17 protein-coding genes are annotated in these 16450 nt (G+C 70.4%); 4 read left to right on the forward strand and 13 right to left on the reverse strand.

All coding sequences use genetic code 11. From position 1 onward, the window contains the following. Window positions 1–268: 268 nt before the first annotated feature. Together JDY09_RS07890 and JDY09_RS07895 are read right to left on the reverse strand one after the other, a co-directional pair. Entirely contained in the window at window positions 269–1267 is a 999-nt protein-coding gene (locus JDY09_RS07890; protein WP_274716386.1) for an NAD-dependent epimerase/dehydratase family protein, read from the reverse strand. Then, window positions 1264–1647 carry a hypothetical protein gene (locus JDY09_RS07895; RefSeq protein WP_274716387.1) on the reverse strand — a complete coding sequence of 128 codons (384 nt, stop codon included), beginning with the start codon at window positions 1645–1647 and terminating at the stop codon, window positions 1264–1266. The genes JDY09_RS07890 and JDY09_RS07895 overlap by 4 nt, the downstream gene beginning before the upstream one ends. 98 nt (window positions 1648–1745) lie before the next feature. On the opposite strand from JDY09_RS07895, the gene JDY09_RS07900 reads away from it, so the two are divergent. After that, window positions 1746–2651 carry a hypothetical protein gene (locus tag JDY09_RS07900; protein ID WP_274716388.1) on the forward strand — a complete coding sequence of 302 codons (906 nt, stop codon included), beginning with the start codon at window positions 1746–1748 and terminating at the stop codon, window positions 2649–2651. Here the strand turns inward: JDY09_RS07900 and JDY09_RS07905 are convergent. Then, window positions 2632–2994 carry a hypothetical protein gene (locus tag JDY09_RS07905; protein ID WP_274716389.1) on the reverse strand — a complete coding sequence of 121 codons (363 nt, stop codon included), beginning with the start codon at window positions 2992–2994 and terminating at the stop codon, window positions 2632–2634. The genes JDY09_RS07900 and JDY09_RS07905 overlap by 20 nt on opposite strands. Window positions 2995–3472: 478 nt before the next feature. Here JDY09_RS07905 and JDY09_RS07910 point away from each other — a divergent pair, with 478 nt between their 5' ends. Both JDY09_RS07910 and JDY09_RS07915 read left to right on the forward strand, forming a co-directional pair. After that, window positions 3473–6031, forward strand: a complete 2559-nt coding sequence (locus JDY09_RS07910) for a lytic murein transglycosylase (RefSeq protein WP_274716390.1) — start codon at window positions 3473–3475, stop codon at window positions 6029–6031. Window positions 6032–6102: 71 nt separating this feature from the next. After that, window positions 6103–6921, forward strand: coding sequence for a hypothetical protein (locus JDY09_RS07915; protein WP_274716391.1), 819 nt, complete (start codon window positions 6103–6105; stop codon window positions 6919–6921). A gap of 10 nt (window positions 6922–6931) precedes the next feature. Here JDY09_RS07915 and JDY09_RS07920 read toward each other — a convergent pair whose 3' ends face one another. From JDY09_RS07920 to JDY09_RS07930, 3 genes are read right to left on the reverse strand one after another with little or no spacing between them, the layout of a single operon-like run. Beyond that, window positions 6932–7714 (reverse strand): SIR2 family NAD-dependent protein deacylase, encoded by a 783-nt coding sequence (locus JDY09_RS07920; RefSeq protein WP_274716392.1) that lies wholly within the window; start codon window positions 7712–7714, stop codon window positions 6932–6934. Continuing rightward, window positions 7704–8807 (reverse strand): enoyl-CoA hydratase-related protein, encoded by a 1104-nt coding sequence (locus JDY09_RS07925; protein ID WP_274716393.1) that lies wholly within the window; start codon window positions 8805–8807, stop codon window positions 7704–7706. The genes JDY09_RS07920 and JDY09_RS07925 overlap by 11 nt, the downstream gene beginning before the upstream one ends. Further along, a complete protein-coding gene (locus tag JDY09_RS07930; RefSeq protein WP_274716394.1) occupies window positions 8788–9669 on the reverse strand; it encodes a 3-hydroxyacyl-CoA dehydrogenase family protein in 882 nt (293 codons plus the stop codon). The genes JDY09_RS07925 and JDY09_RS07930 overlap by 20 nt, the downstream gene beginning before the upstream one ends. Before the next feature lie 106 nt (window positions 9670–9775). Here JDY09_RS07930 and JDY09_RS07935 point away from each other — a divergent pair, with 106 nt between their 5' ends. Continuing rightward, complete coding sequence (locus JDY09_RS07935; RefSeq protein ID WP_274716395.1) at window positions 9776–10255, forward strand: RrF2 family transcriptional regulator; 480 nt, start codon at window positions 9776–9778, stop codon at window positions 10253–10255. On the opposite strand, the gene JDY09_RS07940 is transcribed toward JDY09_RS07935, so the two are convergent. The 7 genes from JDY09_RS07940 to JDY09_RS07970 all read right to left on the reverse strand — a co-directional run bounded on the left by JDY09_RS07940 (window position 10252) and on the right by JDY09_RS07970 (window position 16394). Beyond that, a complete protein-coding gene (locus JDY09_RS07940; protein WP_274716396.1) occupies window positions 10252–11202 on the reverse strand; it encodes a sulfate/molybdate ABC transporter ATP-binding protein in 951 nt (316 codons plus the stop codon). The genes JDY09_RS07935 and JDY09_RS07940 overlap by 4 nt on opposite strands. A gap of 12 nt (window positions 11203–11214) precedes the next feature. Then, on the reverse strand, window positions 11215–12093 hold the full coding sequence (locus JDY09_RS07945) for a sulfate ABC transporter permease subunit (protein WP_274716397.1): 879 nt from the start codon (window positions 12091–12093) through the stop codon (window positions 11215–11217). Continuing rightward, window positions 12090–12893 carry a sulfate ABC transporter permease subunit CysT gene (gene cysT, locus JDY09_RS07950; protein ID WP_274716398.1) on the reverse strand — a complete coding sequence of 268 codons (804 nt, stop codon included), beginning with the start codon at window positions 12891–12893 and terminating at the stop codon, window positions 12090–12092. The genes JDY09_RS07945 and cysT overlap by 4 nt, the downstream gene beginning before the upstream one ends. A gap of 208 nt (window positions 12894–13101) precedes the next feature. After that, entirely contained in the window at window positions 13102–14151 is a 1050-nt protein-coding gene (locus JDY09_RS07955) for a sulfate ABC transporter substrate-binding protein (RefSeq protein WP_274716399.1), read from the reverse strand. A 158-nt stretch (window positions 14152–14309) separates the two neighbouring features. Further along, a complete protein-coding gene (locus tag JDY09_RS07960; protein ID WP_274716400.1) occupies window positions 14310–14792 on the reverse strand; it encodes a PadR family transcriptional regulator in 483 nt (160 codons plus the stop codon). Next, window positions 14725–15435: a GNAT family N-acetyltransferase gene (locus tag JDY09_RS07965; RefSeq protein WP_274716401.1), complete on the reverse strand. Its 711-nt coding sequence runs from the start codon at window positions 15433–15435 to the stop codon at window positions 14725–14727. Before JDY09_RS07965 ends, JDY09_RS07960 begins: the two co-directional genes overlap by 68 nt. Continuing rightward, window positions 15411–16394: a hypothetical protein gene (locus JDY09_RS07970; protein WP_274716402.1), complete on the reverse strand. Its 984-nt coding sequence runs from the start codon at window positions 16392–16394 to the stop codon at window positions 15411–15413. The genes JDY09_RS07965 and JDY09_RS07970 overlap by 25 nt, the downstream gene beginning before the upstream one ends. Window positions 16395–16450 lie beyond the last annotated feature (56 nt).

Below are 16450 nucleotides of genomic sequence, written 5' to 3' on the forward strand. Positions count from 1 at the left end.
ACGCACAGCGCCCGCCAGGTCGGCGAGCGCTGACGCGATCGCCGCAGTTCGCTCGCCGTGCTCGCCGCCGCTGTCCGGGTCAACGGCGCGTTCGTCGAAGCTGTCTTTCGCACCCGCGCCCGGGGCCGCGTGGTCAGGAGCAGCTTGACCGGAAGGCGAGCGGCGAGTTCGTGCTGCACCTCGTGTCGTGGTCGACCTCGCGGTCGACCGCTTCGCGCGCCTGCGCGGATCCGACCTCTCTGCCACCCCTACCTCGCTTCCGCCACGGCTAGCTCACCGCCGCCAGCAGGCGCCGCAGCGACGGCACCAGACTCATCCCCTCGCGCGTGGCGGCGAACTCGCGCACCGCCTCTTCGGTCGTGTAGCGGGGTTCGTAGCCGAGCTCGCTACACAGGCGCGAGATGTCGACACCGCGCCCATAACGCAGGAGGCGCCGGAAATCTTCCGAGAAGTTCGCGATCCGCAACCGCGCCAGCTGGTCGGCGAAGAGCTCGAACAGCGGCGCGACGAGCGGCAGTGTCGGCTTGCCCAGAAGGCGCAGCATGCGCGTGAGGCCGATCGTGCCTGGAGCCGCCACGTTGATCGCGCCGCGCACGGGTTTCTGCACCGCCGCCACCAGCGCCGCGACCGCGTCCTCCTCGTGGATGAACTGCAGGCGAGGGTCGAAGCCAAGGTATGTCGGCACGACGGGCAGCGAGAGGTAGCGGGTGATCTGGGTTTGGACGGTCGGCCCGATCGCCGGCTGGTAGCGCAGCATCGTGCACACGACGCGGCTGTGGCGGCGGGCGAACGCCTCGAAGTAGTTCTCGATCTCGGCGACGTCGCGTTGGAAGCGCGTGCGCGGCGGATACAGGCGGCTCGCCTCTTCCGTGAAGAACTGCGGCGCGCCCGCCTCGGCACCGTAGATGCCCGCGGAGCCGCGGATGACGATCGCGCGCACGCTGTCGGCCTTCTCGCAGGCCGTGAGCAGCTGCAGCGTGCCGATCACGTTGATCTCGTGCATCTTGCGCGGGCTCATGTTCGGCCCTGGCTGACGCACGATCTGGTTGTGGACGACAGTGTCGACCGCGATCTGGGGGAGCAGACGACCGAGCACCGGACTGCGAATGTCGGCGTCGATCACTTCGGTGCGCTCGAGCGTCAGCCGTGGCGGTCGCGTGTCGACGGCGAAGATCGCCTCGACCCACGGCTCGCGCTCGAGCCGCGCCGCGAGCGAGCTGCCGACGTAGCTACCGGCGCCGGTGATGAGGATGCGCCTGCCGCTCACGTCCCCGGCGTTCGCTGGCGAGGCTCGCGCCGAGCCGTGGCGCTGGCTTTCGCGCCGACCTCCTTGCCGGCTTCTTTCAAGGCTCGCTCGATAGCAGCGAGGCGCCGCTCGATGCGGTCGAGTGCCGAGGCGAGCTTGCGCACGTCGTCGCGGGTCGCGGGCAGTTCGGCACCGATCAGACCCGAGACGGTTCGACGCCCGCGCGAAATTCGCTGCTCGGCGCCGCGAACGAACTCGTCGACGATGCCGACCAGCTCGTCGACCGCACCTTGGGCGCGGTCGCGCGTACGCTCGGCGGAGCCGAGGGTGCGCTGCAGGGTTTGTTCGACTGCTTCCCTGACGGCGTCGGATATCTCGCGCGGTCTGCTGCCTCGCGCCACGGCCTGAGTCTCGCACAGAGGGCGGTCTGCACGTGCCGGCTCGCGACCCGGGCGATCAGCGCTTGCCCCGCCCGGAAGCCGGTTATCGTGGCGCGGCGATGTTTCCGTCCGGCCATCCCGGTTCGCTCCACCTCGAGCCGCGTACCGAGCCGGCGCCGGCCGCGGTTGTGACCGACGACCCGCGACTCGCTCTGGGGATCGCCCAGCGTACGCTCGAGCGACCGCTGATGTTCAACCACGCGCGCGGTTTGTGGGGCTACCGGGGACGCACTGCGACCGGACAGGAGGTGCTGGTGCAAGCAGCGGGGCTCGGCGCGTCGAGCACGGCGATCGTCTGTCAGGACCTTGCCGCCCTAGGCGTGAGCACGATCGTGGGGGTATGGGCCTGTGCGGCACTCGACGGCCACCCCCCGCTCGGCGCGTTGACCGTCGCCGAGCGAGTTGTGCGTGTGGACGCCGTCGCCGCAGCTCTACTGCGGGCGGCCGCTGATGGCGACGAAGACCGCGCCGGCCCAGAACAATCAATCTCTACTTCACATTTAGGTCAGTACGCGGAGGCTGCCCCGGGCAAGACACGTGCGGCTATCGTCGCGCCAGGACCTGCTGCCACACGACCTGCCGCGACTCTCAGCGGTGCTTGCGACCGCGCGCTCGTGCGTGCTGCGCGCAGCCTCGGCGCTGTGCCAGTGGCGTGCGCTTCCCACGAACTAGCCGCAGGTGCAGCGATGCATGCACCGGCCGACCACGACGGCCGCGCCGTCGTGTGCGACATGGCGACAGCGACTTTGCTCGCGGCTGCAGTGGTAGCCGGTGTGCGCGCGTGTGCGCTGCTTGTCGTCGACCAGCACCCAGGCGCGGGAGCACCAGCGCGGCTTACGCCCCCGGCCCGCGACGAAGCACTCGTTCGCGCCGGAGCTACGGCGGTCTCGCTGGCGGCTAGCGCCAGCGGCGACGCAGCGCCCGGCTGGGACCGGCTAGAGCGGTTCAGGAAGAGTTCCTCTTAGCGGCTCCGGAACGTGCGGCGGACGCGCGCCCCGACACCGCGCTCTCGATCCGCTCAAGCCGCTGTTCGATCCGGTCGAGCGCGTCCTCCACCCCTTCGAGCCGCTGCGAGACAGCGCGAACGCGCCGCGTAAGACGCTCGAGGTCAGCGGCCGACGGCAGGTTGAGCGCGCCCATCGCCGCTTCCTGCGCCTGGGCAGCTTTGTCGCGTGCCTCGAGGGCGCGCGACACCGCTGCGCTCAACACAGGGTTGGCGAGGATCTCCTCGACGACGCGCCCGAGCGCTTCCTCCCCCTGACGCGACAGCCGCTCGACCAACCCCTTGCGATCTCCTCGTTGTGCCATGCAGCGAGGGTAACCGAGCGCGTTCGCTGGGCAAGCCAGCGCCGTCGCTCCATCGATTAGATAGACCTCTACCTCAGCTTTACATTCACCAGCCTCTTACGGCAAGGAATGCGGCAAGGAAGAACGGCGCCTGCAAAAGTGGTTGCAAGCGCCGGGCGATCGCTTGTCACCCCGTCCCGCGCGCTACTCGTTTAGAGGCGGGCGCGCTTCCCGGCCGCAGCGCGCCAGACCGCGCGGCTGCCGACGCGCGCCGCCGGCTGGCCGCACTTCAGGCCGGCGGGGGCGTGCCGATAAGGAATCCGAACCGGTGGAATCGGAACCGGTCGCACGGGCCGGCCCGTGCGCAAGCGCTCCCCGAAGCGGTTACCCGTTGCGAAGCGAAACGCGATCACCTAGCGTTGCGACCACAGAGCAAGCACCTAGCTCTGCTAGCGTGCGCCCGCACTGCCGCCGGCAAGTCGGCCAGGGGAAGGGAGGAATGCAGCAAGACAACGCGGGGATCTTGCGGCGCCTAGCGCTCGGCTCGTCGCTGACGCTGGCCGTGACCGCGGCGCTGGCAGCAGCCTTCACTCTCCCGGCGAGCGCGGAACGCGAGAGCACCCTTGTCCGCCTGGCCAACGGCGAGGTCGTACGCGTCGCACTCGACACGGTCGGCGACACCACGTCCTCGGCGACCCAGCTACTGCAGGGCACTGGAACCGCGACCGTTCCCACCGCGCCTTCGACGACGACCGTGCCGACCGCTCCCTCCGCCACCTCGCCGAGCGGCACGCAGCCGACGGGGCCCCAGACCACCCCGTCGACCGGCACCACCACGACACCGCCCGCTGGAACCGACACCACCGGCACGACCGGTACGGGCACGACCGGTACCGGCACCACCACCAACCCTCAAGCCGAGGTCGAGATCGACCAGCCCCGCGCGACGCGCGAGCGCGACGAGCGTCGTGGGGCCAAGAAGCGCGAGCGTCGGATCGATCCCGACCGTCCGCGTGCCTCTCGCCCCAAGCCACGCCCCGCCACGCCGCTTCGTAACCCCGACGGCACGCCCACACGATCGAACCCGACCTACACCGAGGTGCTGCCCACGCCCCCGTCGGCGCGCAGCGTCCCCAACTTCATAATCAGCCGCTTCCGCGTGCCGCCCTTCCTGCTTCCGATCTACCAGGCGGCCGGCATCCAGTACGGCGTTCGCTGGGAGATCCTCGCGGCGATCAACGAGATCGAAACAGACTACGGCCGCAACCTCGCCGTGTCGTCGGCCGGCGCGGTCGGCTGGATGCAGTTCCTGCCGTCGACTTGGCGCGTCTACGGCGTGGACGCGAACAAGGACGGACGCAAAGATCCCTACAACCCCGTCGATGCGATCTTCGCCGCCGCTCGCTACCTGAAGGCGGCGGGCTACGACCAGGACGTCCGGCGCGCGATCTTCGCCTACAACCACGCCGACTGGTACGTCGACTCGGTGCTGCTGCGGGCACGGCTGATCGCCGGGGTGCCCGCCGACCTGATCGGGTCGTTGACCGGTCTCACCGAGGGCCACTTCCCCGTCTACGCGCGCGCGCGTTATGCGGACGATGTCGCCGAACGCCAGCTCGTGACCCGCTTGCGTCCGGGCCAGAACGCAGCGCGGCTCGTCGAGTCGCGCGACGACCGGCGCGGCATCCGCATCTTCGCGCGCGTGGGCGCACCGGTCGTCGCCGTCAACGACGGCATCATCAAGAAGATCGGCTACAACCGCGAGCTCGGGCGCTACATCGTTCTCCAGGACGTCTACGGCAACCGCTACCTGTACGCGCACCTCGGTTCGATCTCGCGCTACTACCCGGTGCCGAAGGCCGATCCCGAGGCCACGCCGCGGGTCGCCAAGGCGGTGAGCGCGCGCTCGCGCCGCGACCCGCGTCCCACCGGTCCCGCGTCGGCAGGGACGCAACCGACGCGCGACAACCCCGATCCGCAGCCGAGCGGTAAGACCGGCGACGACGCGCCCGCACCGCAGCCGTCTCTCCCGCTCAAGCAGCGCCTGTTCGCGCACCCCGACCACCCGCTGGCGCGCGACAACGGCGGTCTCGAACAGATCGCCGAGATGCGTGCCCGCAAGGACGGTCGCTTCGAAACCTTCCGCGCGTACTTCTCGCGGCCGTTCGGTCTCGATGCCAAGGACGTGCGTCTCAAGCGTCTGCGCAAGGGCTCGCGCGTGATCGGCGGCACGATCCTCGGTCGCATCGGCCGCACGGTGCCGGGCCTAGCTGCGCACGTCTACTTCGCGATTCGTCCCGCCGGCCGCGGTGCGCCACTGATCGATCCCAAGCCGATCCTCGACGGCTGGAAACTGCTCGAAGCGACGGCGATCTACCGTGCCTCGGGCCGTAACGTCCTCTACGGCGACGACGGCGACGGCATGTCGATCGGCCAGGTGCTGCTGCTGCCGAAGCCGCTGCTCGAGCGGCGTGTGCTGAGCGACCCGCGCATCGACATCTATCCCTGCGGGCGCGAGGACATCCGCTCGGGCCAGATCGACCGGCGCGTGCTGGCGGTGCTCGCCTATCTGGCCGAGAACGGTCTGCGCCCGACGGTGACGAGCCTCAAGTGCGGTCACTCGTACTACACGAGCTCGGGCAACGTCTCGTACCACTCGTACGGGGCCGCGGTCGATATCGCCGCTCTCAACGGCATCCCGATCACCGGACACCAGGAGCGCGGCGGTATCACCGAGCAGGCGGTGCGTCTCCTGCTCAAGCTGCAAGGCACGATGCGCCCCGACGAGATCATCTCGTTGCTCGATCTCGGCGGCCCGTCGTTCGCGATGGCCGACCACTACGACCACATCCACGTCGGGTTCCGGCCGCTCTTCGGTGAGAACGGCAAACTCGGTCGTCAGGCGCTGGCGATACTCAAGCCGGGCCAGTGGAGCGACCTGATCGCGCAGCTCAAGAAGATCCGCAACCCCGAGGTGCCGGTGCGGCCATCGCGGTACGCGATCCCGACGCGGCGGGCGCATCGCCACCGCGCCAGCGGCGCGCACCGCGGCGACTGACGGGGCCGCTGCGCTTGCCCGGCTTGCGGGGTCGCAGACCGCGCAGCGAGCCCCGTAAGGCCGCAAACGGTGTGTTCCCCTTCGTGCAGCTCGTCGTGCCCGCGCCGCCGCTGGTGGCCCCTGGCCGCTACCTGCTGCGAGCCAGCGAGGACACGGGAGCGCAAGCGCGGGCGGTCGTAGTTGTGGCGGGCGAGCCGCGCGTGGCGCGGCGCCGTCCGTTCGCGCGGCGGGCACGACGCCCACGGCCGCGGCCCGCCGCGCCCACCGCTCGCATCACGGTCGTGCGTCCAGAACCGCTCTCCCCGGCCGCCGCCCGCAAATGGCTGCGCGCGGCGGTCGCCGATCCCCGCGACGAGGTCGCGGACGCGCTCGTTAACGCCAACGCGCTGCTGGCGTGCACACGCCAGGCGTTCGCGAGCCCCGATCCGCGCGACATCACGCCGCTCTCGCTAATCGCGGTGCGGTTGGGCTTCGGAAGCGGCGAGCGTGCGGCGCATGGCGAAGGCGACGTCGTCGTCGAGCTGCGCGACTTTCCCGCCGGCGAGCGTCGCCGCGGCGCGCAGCGCGGCGACGAGCTGCTGGCCGACCTGGTCGCCGGGCGCAGACCGCTCGAGCCGGCAGCCGAGCTCGCCCTCCTCGCCCACCAGCAGGCTGCCGCCGGTCGCCCCGTCGTCGCGCGGGCGCTGCTCGCCGCCGCTTGCGCGCAAGCCGAGCGCGAGCCCGGGCGGCCGCACCTGCCGCGCGCTGTTGCGGAGCGCTGTCGCGCTGCAGCCGCGAGCGCCGGCAGCGACTGCGCCCAGCTGGCGAATCTCGCGCGCGAGCTGGCGGACGCCATCCGCCATCGCGAGGCAGCGTCGACGGTCCGCAGCGGACCGCAATCCATGAACTAGAGCGAACGAACTAGAGCGCCGACAGCACGGCGTCGAGCTCGTCGACGACGTCGCCGTCGAGCTTCACCGTCGCCTCGCCGTCGTAGGGCGTGGGCCCTTGCGTGACGAGCACGATCCGCCCGCCTGACAGAAGCGTCTGCCGCGGCAGCCCCGCGACCGGCCAGACTTCGAGCGAGGAGCCGATGCAAAGCATGAGATCGGCCGTGCGCGCCAGGTCCTCGGCCTCGCGCAACGCCGCCGCGGGCAAAAACTCGCCGAAGAGCACAACGTCGGGCTTGAGCGGTTCGCGGCAGCGGCGACAGCGCGGCACTAGCTCGCCGTCTCGCAGCAGCTCCAGCACCTCCTCGTAGCCGCGCGCCTCTCCGCACACCAGGCACACGCAGCGGTCGATCGAGCCGTGCACCTCGATCACCCGCCGCGATCCGGCGCGACGGTGCAAGCGATCGATGTTCTGGGTAATCACGGCGCGTAGGTAGCCCTCGTGCTCTAGCCGTGCGAGCGCGTAGTGCGCCGGGTTCGGCGCGACGTCGGCGAGTCCGAGGAAGCGCTCGCTGTAGAAACGCCAGAACTGCTCGGGATCGTCGCGGAAGGCATCGATGTGCGCGACCTTCATCGGGTCGACACGCTCCCACAGCCCACGTCCCGGCGAGCGGAAGTCGGGGATACCCGACGGAACCGAGATCCCGGCGCCGGTCAGCGCGACACAGAACCGTGACTCGCGGATCAGCTCGGCGACGGCGCCGGCGGCGCCGCTGGTAGCGCGCGAGCGGCGTCCCGCGCGGTCAGCGTCCACGGAAGCGCGGCTTGCGCCGCTCGAGGAAGGCTGCGATCCCTTCGCGGGCATCTTCGCTCGTGAAAACGCGCGCGAATCCCTCGGCCTCGCTGGCGAGGCCGGCGTCGAGGTCGCCGTGCGCCGAGACGCGCTTGATCTCTTCGATCGCGCGCGGCGCCTGAGCGGCCAGCTTGCGCGCCCACGCCAGCGCGGTGTCGAACAGCTCGTGGTCGGGAACAACAGCGTTCACGAGGCCGAGACGGTGCGCCTCCCAGGCGTCGATCGGGTCGCCGAGGAGATTGAGTTCGAGCGCCTTGGCCTCTCCTACGATCCGCGGCAGCCGCTGGGTGCCACCGAAGCCGGGAATGATCCCGAGGTTGATCTCGGGCTGACCGAAGCTCGCGGACTCGCCGGCGATGCGGAAATCGCAGGCCATCGCCAGCTCGCAACCACCGCCGAGCGCTACAGCGTTGACGGCCGCGATCGTTACGGTCGACGAGCGCTCCATCGCGCGCATCAACCGGTGAGCGGTGGCGACAAGGTCGCGCCCCTCGCTGTCGGGGTCGATGCGCGTGAACTCCTTGATGTCGGCCCCGGCGCAGAAGGTGAAGATGTTCGAGGAGGCGATCACGAGCGCGCGCAAGCGCCCGTCGACCTCCTGCCAGAGCGCCTCGAGGTCGCGTAGCGCCTGCGGCGACAGCGGGTTGGCGGGCGGCCGGTTGAGCCACGCGATGCCGATATCGCCGCGGGTTTCGAGCAACACCGTCTCGCGCTCGCCGCCGGTATTGGGCTGCGGATACGGGAAGAAACCTTGACCGCTCTTTTTGCCGAGCCGACCCTGGGCGACCAGCCGGCGCAGGATCGTGGGTGGCGCGAACGCCGGGCCCCACTCGCGCTCGGCGCGCTCGAGCGCCGCCAGCACTTCGTCGAGGCCGCGCTCGTCGGCACGCTGGAAGGGTCCCGGCAGGATTCCCGCGCCGAGCATCATCGCCACCTCGATCTCGCGCGCGCCGGCGACACCCTCCTCGAGCACCAAACATGCTTCGACGAGCGCTTTGAGGGAAAAGCGCTCGACGAGCGACTGGGCGGTGGCGTCAGGCGCTGCCGTGCTCATAGAACCCCTTTCCGGTCTTTTGCCCGAGGTGCCCGGCGGCGACCAGCTCGCGCAGCTTCCCGAGCACGTGGAAGCGTTCGGGACCGTACTGCTCGTACAGGTGCTCGGCGACGTGGAGCACGGTGTCGAGACCGAGCAGGTCGGTGAGGAAGTAGGGCCCCATCGGCGCCGCACGCGACTCCTGCACAGCGCGATCGACTTGCTCGAACGACAGCCCGTCCTCCTCGGTGGCACGCCAGAGCTCCGACAGCGCGGAGAGCAGCACGCGGTTGACGACGAACCCCGGCACCTCTTCGCAGCGAATCGGCGTCTTGCGGATCGCGAGCGCGAAGTTGCTGGCTGCCCGCAGCGTTTCGGGCGCGGTGTCCTCGCCGGCCACGATCTCGATCAGGCGCATCACCGACGCCGGGTAGAAAAAGTGGAAGCCGCAAACCTGGTGGGGCCGACTGGTCGCCTCGCCCATCTCGGTGATCGAGAGCGACGAGGTGTTCGAGGCGAGGATCGCGTGACCGGGAGTGCAGGCGTCGAGCTCGGCGAACACGCGCCGTTTGAGGTCCATCCGCTCGGGGACGGCTTCGATCACGAAGTCGACGTCGCCGAACGGCGCGTAGGAAGTCGTGCCCTCGATCAGCCCGAGTGTCTCCTCGGCTTGGCGGCGGGCCTCCTCCTCGCTCAGCTTGCCCTTCGCGACGAGACTGCGCAGTCGCCCTTCGGTCACCTCGCGCGCCTTCGCAAGACCCTGGTCGACGAAGCGCTGCTCGATGTCCTTGAGCACGACGGGAATGCCGGCAGCCGCTACGACCTGGGCGATCTCGCCCCCCATCGTGCCAGCACCGACGACAGCTGCCTTGAAGACGAACATCGCTCCTCCGTGTGTCTACGGGCCGAACTGCCGCGATCGCTCGTAGCCGTCCGTCGCCGCACCCGGCTCGGTGCGGCAAGTTACCGCAGCCGGGCAGAATGGCGCCGTGCGCATTTCCACGAAAGCGGACTACGCTGTGCGAGCGGTGGTGGAGCTGGCCGCGCGCGGCGAGGAGGAGCGTTTCACGAAAGCCGACGAGCTCGCCCGCGCCCAAGGGTTGCCGCTCAGCTTCCTCGAGAACATCCTCGGCGAGCTGCGCGCCGCCGGGCTCGTGCAGACGCGGCGCGGCGCCGAAGGCGGATACCGCCTGGCGCTCCCTGCCGACAAGATCACGATCGCCGATGTGGTGCGCGCTGTCGAGGGTCCGCTGGCATCGGTCCGCGGCGAGCCCCCCGAGCGGGTGTCCTATTCGGGCGCAGCAGCGACGCTACAGGAGGTGTGGATCGCTGTGCGCGCGAGCGTGCGCTCGGTCTGCGAACGCGTCACGCTCGCCGACGTAGCACGCGGCCGTCTGCCCGACCATGTTCGCGAGCTCGCCACCGATCCCGACGCCCGCACGACTCGCGTCGGGCCCGCCGGCCGCTAGGCGACGGCGAGGGGCGTGTCGACGCGCAGCCAGGCGATGTCGCCCTGCCGCAGGTCGAGCTCGCGGTAGCGGCGGCGCGGCACACGCACCTCGCACTCGCCGCCGCCGGCCAGCGCCAGTTCGATGCGGATCTCGGGACCGAGGTCGGCGATCCGCGTGACCATCGCCTCGACGGCCCCGTCGGCGGGAGCGTCGAGGAGGTCGATCTCGTCGGGACGGGCGACGAGGTCACCAACGCGTGTGCTGTCGCCGACGAAGTCGCGCACGAAAGCGCTGCACGGTGAGTCGTAGAGCTCGCTCGGTGAACCGACCTGTTCGAGCCGCCCGTCGTTCAGCACAGCGATGCGATCGGCGAGCTCCATCGCCTCGGCGCGATCGTGGGTGACGATCAGCGTCGTCGCCCCGAGCTCGTCGTGGAGTTCACGCAGCCAGGCGCGCAGCTCGCGGCGGACGTGGGCGTCGAGGGCTGAGAAGGGCTCGTCGAGCAACAGCACGCGCGGCTCGATCGCGAGCGCACGCGCAAGCGCCATGCGCTGGCGCTGGCCTCCCGACAACTGGTGCGGGCGCCGGTCGGCGAACTTCGCAAGCCCGACCATCGCCAGCAAACGCTCGACACGGCGTCGCACCTCGTCGCGCGGGGTGCGCCGCACGCGCAAGCCGAAGGCAACGTTCTCCCAGACTGTCAAGTGCGGGAACGGCGCGTAGTGCTGGAACACGAAGCCGATGCCGCGCTGTTGCGGCGGAGCGTAGGTGACGTCGCGCCCGTCGATCGCCACTGTCCCGGCGTCAGGCAGCTCGAGACCTGCAACCACCCGCAGCAAGGTCGACTTGCCCGAACCCGACGGCCCGAGCAGCGCGACCAGCTCGCCGGCTTCGACGGCGAGGTCGACGTGCTCCAGCGCTGTCACAGCGCCGTAGTGCACGCTCACACCCGACAGCTCGATCACTGCAACCCCTCCCTAGTCGCGAGCGTGGTCTGTGGTCGTCTTCAAGAGCAGGACCAGCGCCAGGATTGCCGCGGCAGCCAAAAGCAGCGCCGCCGCGTAGGCCCCGGCTAGGTCGAAGTTCTCGTACCGCTGCTGGACGAGCAGCGTGAGCGTCTGGGTGCGTCCCACGAGGTTGCCGCTGATCACACTCACGGCCCCGAACTCGCCGAGGGCGCGGGCGAGCGACAGCACAGCACCATGGACGAGGGCGAGTTTCAGCGACGGCAAGGTGACGCGCCAGAACGCCTGCCAAGGCGAAGCGCCGAGGGTGAGCGCGGCCTGCTCGCGCTCGCTGCCGAGAGCACGCAGAACCGGGATCACCTCACGCGCGGTGTAGGGCGTGCAGATGAAGACGGTGGCAACGACGACCCCGAGCGGCGTGAAAGCCACCGCGATCGGCAGGTCGGCGAACCACCCTTCGCGACCGAAGAGCGCCAGTAGCGCCAGACCCACCACGACCGGCGAGACAGCGAGCGGAACATCGAGGAGGGCCTCGGCGAAGCGCCGGCCGGGAAGGCGCGAGCGGACGACGTAGAGCGCGACGATGGTGCCGAGCACGCTGCAGACAACGGTCGCGACGCCCGCCGCGAGCAGCGTCAGCCGCAGGGCCGAGAGCGCCTCAGGAGCTGTCAGCGCGCTGACGAAGCGATCGATTCCCGGCGACAGTGCCTGCCAGGCGATAAAGCCCAGGGGCAGTACCACGAGCGCTGCCAGGTACGCGAGCACCACCAAGCGCAGCGCGAGAGCGCCGACCGCCTTTCGCCGACGGTGTATCCGCTTGGCCGTCGCGGAGGGTGGCACCGGTCGGTAATCGTTGGCGCTGCGCACTGCGAGCGTTGCCTCGGTGCTCACGCCGCTACCTCTGCCCGCCGTCGCTCGAACCAACGCAGCACCAACAGCACGAGGAGGGCAAGCGCGAGCAGAACGGTCGCCACAGCAGCCGCTCCCGGCAGGTCGCCCGATTCGACCCGCTTGAGGATGTACACGGGTGCGACCTCGGTCTTGAATGGCACGTTGCCCGAGACGATCACCACCGAGCCGAACTCGCCCACCGCGCGCGCGAAAGCGAGCGCGGTGCCGCTCACAATCGCCGGGACGAGGAGCGGCAGGAGCACGCGACGAAAGAGCTGCGCGCGCGACGCCCCCAGCGTCAGGGCCGCTTCCTCGACCTCGCTGCCGAGCGCAGCGAGCACAGGCTGGACCGAGCGCACGACGAACGGCAGCGTGACTAGCGCCAGCGCGGCCACCAGCGAAACGCGCGTGAAGGCGATGTCGACGCCAAGCGGCGATGCTGGACCGTAGATCGCGAGCAGCGTGAGACCAGCGACCACGGTTGGCAACGCGAACGGTAGGTCGACGATGGCGTTGACAAGGCCGCGCCCGGGGAAGTCCTGGCGCACGAGCACCCAAGCGAGGGCGGTTCCGAAGACCGCGTTGACGACGGCCGTCGCGGCTGCCGCCGCTACCGACAAAAGCAGAGCGGCGCGCGCCTGCGGTGCCGCGACGGCGTCGACGAAGGCCCCCGCCCCGCGCTCTGACGCGAGCGCCACAAGCGCCGCGATGGGAAGCAGCACCGCGATCGACAACCAGGTAACGCTGATCCCAAAGGCCAACTGGCCGCTGCCCGGCACGCCGCTCGCGGCTCTGCGCACCGCCCAGCGAGGGCGCCGACTCAGCGGGCGCGCGCCGCGGGAACGGATCGCGCGGCGGGCCCGCTGCGCCCCGCTCGACACCCGTGGGTGTGTCGAGCTCTCTTTCACCGCAACCCGATATGGCCGCAGTCTCACCTTGTGCCCTCGCTCGTCTCCGTGCTCCTTGTCATGGGCACTCGCAACGCACGCTGGCTGACGAAGAAGTGCCTCACCGCCCAGCTTCGATGCGGGCTACGAGCCCCCGATCGGGGTCGAACAACTGCTCGTCGAGGCGTTTCCAACCGCCGAGCTCGGCGATGGTGTGGAGACGACGCGGCTGGGGGAAGCGGTTGGCGAACTGCCGCGCGACGTCCGCGTCCTGCGGGCGGTATCCCCACTCGGCCCACACCCGCTGCGCGGCGGGCGTGAAGAGGTAGTCGAGCAGCGCCCGCGCCGCGCGCGACCGCTCGCCCGACCGCGTGAGGGCGATCGGCAGATCGATGCGCAAGGTCTCGTCGGGCACGACCAGGTCGAGCTTCTGGCCCTTGCGCCGCGCCGTGATCGCCTCCGATTCGTAGGAGATCAGCACGTCGCCGACCCCCGAGGTGAAGGTCTGCAGCGCCTCGCGCCCGGACTTCGGCTGCACCTTGACGTGCTCGCGCAAGAGGCGCTCCAGGTAGCCGCGTCCGCGCGCCGCGTAGGCGGCGATCAGGTTCCACTTCGCCGCCCCTGACGTTTGCGTGTTAGGCGTTACCACCTCGACCCCGGGTCGCAGCAAGTCGTCCCAGCCGCGGATGCGCTTCGGATTGCCGGGGCGGACGATCAGCGCCACCACCGAGTGCGCAACGAAGCCGCCGTGGGCGCGCTTTTTCCAGTCGCGGGCGACGAGGCCGGCATCGACCAGACGTGTGACGTCGGGTTCGAGCGAGAAGTTGACGATGTCGGCTGCAAGACCACCAGCAACCGCCCGGCTTTGCTCGCCCGAGGGACCGTAGGACGTGGCTACGTCGACACCGCGTCCGGCGTCGGTGCGCCGGAAGGCGGGAACCACCTCGTCGTACACGACCTGCGGGGTCGAGAAGCCGACCAGTGACACCTTGCCGCCGTTGGCCGAGCTGCCGCCAGCGCTCTCGCCGCCGCACGCCGACACAAGAGCCACCAGGAGAGCGGCTGCCAGCAACGCCGTGAGCGGTCGCAGGGCGCGCCCGATCGCGGAGCCCAGTCCGTCCGCGCCGGTCGGTCGTGCCGCCCACTGCGCCTGCTCGGAAGTGTCCCTCACACAAACCTCCTAATCACTGTCGAGTTTTGGGATTTTTGGGTGGCCGCATAATAGCACTAAGTCAACTGGGTTTATGAAGAATCTGCCGAGCGCCTAGCGACTAGACCCCCTCGCCCGCGCGATCGTGGGGGATCCCCCGCGCCGCCGGTCGCGGAGGATCAGCGCGAGCCGCTCGGGCCGTACAGCTCGCCGCAGATGCGCTCGACGCTCTCGCGCACCGCGCGCAGGAACGGGCGCACCTCGCCGCGCAGCCGTTCCAGCTCGGCGCGACCCGCCTCGGTAAGCGAGTAGAAGCGGCGGGTGCGCCGTTCGGGGTGCTCCCAGGTGCCGCGGATCAACCCGCGCGCCTCGAGCTGACGCAACAGCGGGTACATCGTGTTCGGGTTCACCGACAGCACGCCCGCCGTGAGCGTCGCGATGCGCTCCATCAGCTGGTTTCCGTACGACGGGGCCTCGGCTATGAAATGCAGCACCAGCAACGGCAGGACGTCGCGCCGTACGAGTGCGCCGGTGATCGGATCCTGCTGGCGCTGGCTTGGGGACTCGCGAAGCGGCGCCGCAGCGCCCGCAGCGCTAGCTACCGCCTCCCGCGTGGCGCGTCGGACGTCCCGCCGCCGGCGTGCACCAGGCCGTGCTGCCATCGCCGTTCATCCTGACAGCGCGGCGCCCGTTCGCGCCCGATCTCGAGTTGTCCGCGCCCGATCCCCAACTGATCGTCGCGTACGGACGCGCCTGGCGGCTGCGTTCCCACTCTTCCCGAAGGATGCCGACGACGACGAGATCGACCCGCTCCTCGCCGATCTGCACGTGACGGCGCAGACGCCCTTCCTCGACGAAGCCGAGGCGCGCGGCAAGGGCGATCACCGCGTGGTTGTCGGCGAGCGCCCGCCCTGTGACCTTGGCCGCCGGCCGGGTGCGCATCAGGTGATCGAGAACCAGGGCGTGGGCCTCCGTGCCGTAGCCGCGCCCGCCCGGCATGTGCGGACCGAGAGTTACCTCGATCTCGTACACGTCGCGGAAGACGGGATCGGCACGCCAGTTACCGAGCCCGGCGAGGGTGCCGTCGCGCTCCTCGATCGCCCACGCGGCGACGTCGGGATCGTGACGCGCCCACTCGATCGCCTCGGCGAGCGTGTCGGCACCCACCCCTTCCTCGGTCAAAAGGTAGAAGCGGCGGATCCGCTCGTCGCTGAACCAGCGACCGATCACCGGCAGATCGGCCCGTGTCAGCGGTCGCAAAAGCAGCCGCTCCGAAGCCGCTACGTACGTTGCGCACTCGCGCATCGGCAAGTCACCTCCAGCTTCCCTTCGCGTCCAGGCGCGGACCGGTCGGCACCGCACTGCGCGACGAGCTCGTGCACGGCGGCCGCGAACGCGCGGGCGTCGGCCACCGGCACCGCCACCGCCGTGACCGCGATCGGACGGCGCAGCGGACGCTCGAGCGGGAGCGGCCGCTGCAGCTCCAGCACGACGTCGCTGCGCCCTCCTGCACAAAGATCGGCGCGCGTTCCGCGTGGCGTCTCGTGGAGGCGCAGGAAAGGACCGAAACCGTGCCCGGTCGGCTCGATCCGAACCGCTGCGATCGCGTCCGGGGGTACGTCGATTCGGTAGAGCGCACCGAGTCGGAGACGCACGCCCCACGGTCCCACCATGTGCGGGAACGCGCGCAGCGAGCAGGCGACACCCACGAACCACCACAGCGCGTAGACACCGACGGCCGTTAGGGCCCAGCCGACAAAGCTTCCCGGCCCCGCCACCACGTGGACCACCACAGCCTCAACCAGCAGCGCAGGCACGAGCGCAAGTGCCAATGCGAGCTCGAAGCCCACCGCGCCGGTAGCGAACTCGAGGACGGGACCGCTCGCGCACCGCGCTTCTCCCTCGCTCGAGCGGGCGAGCCCGCCGACCCTGGCACCGCCGCTCGCAGTGCGTCGCTGCACGTGGCTGCGGGGGCGGCGCGAACCGGCGGTGCGGAGGGCAAGCGCCAAGGGCGCCGCCAGCACCCGTGCCTCCAGCAGCGCAAGCTTACGAAGCTGGGGTGGGAACGCGAGATCCTGCAATAGCTCGCCGACCGCGCGGTCGGTGGCACGGTGCGACAGCCAGAGCAGAACCGTGACCCAAGTCGCCTGGAGCGCGACGACGGCCGCGAGAACCCATAGGCCGCGCTCGGCGCGCGTGGCCCCGAGCCAGACCGCAACGGCAGGCAGCCACCCAAGCCAGCCCCAGCGGCGTACGAACCGCACCGCGGGGTGTGCGGCAAGGCGCGCGAGGATCGCGACGATTGCGTGCGTGCTCTCCC

This window comes from Thermoleophilum album (assembly GCF_028867705.1).
Taxonomy (GTDB): Bacteria; Actinomycetota; Thermoleophilia; order Solirubrobacterales; family Thermoleophilaceae; genus Thermoleophilum.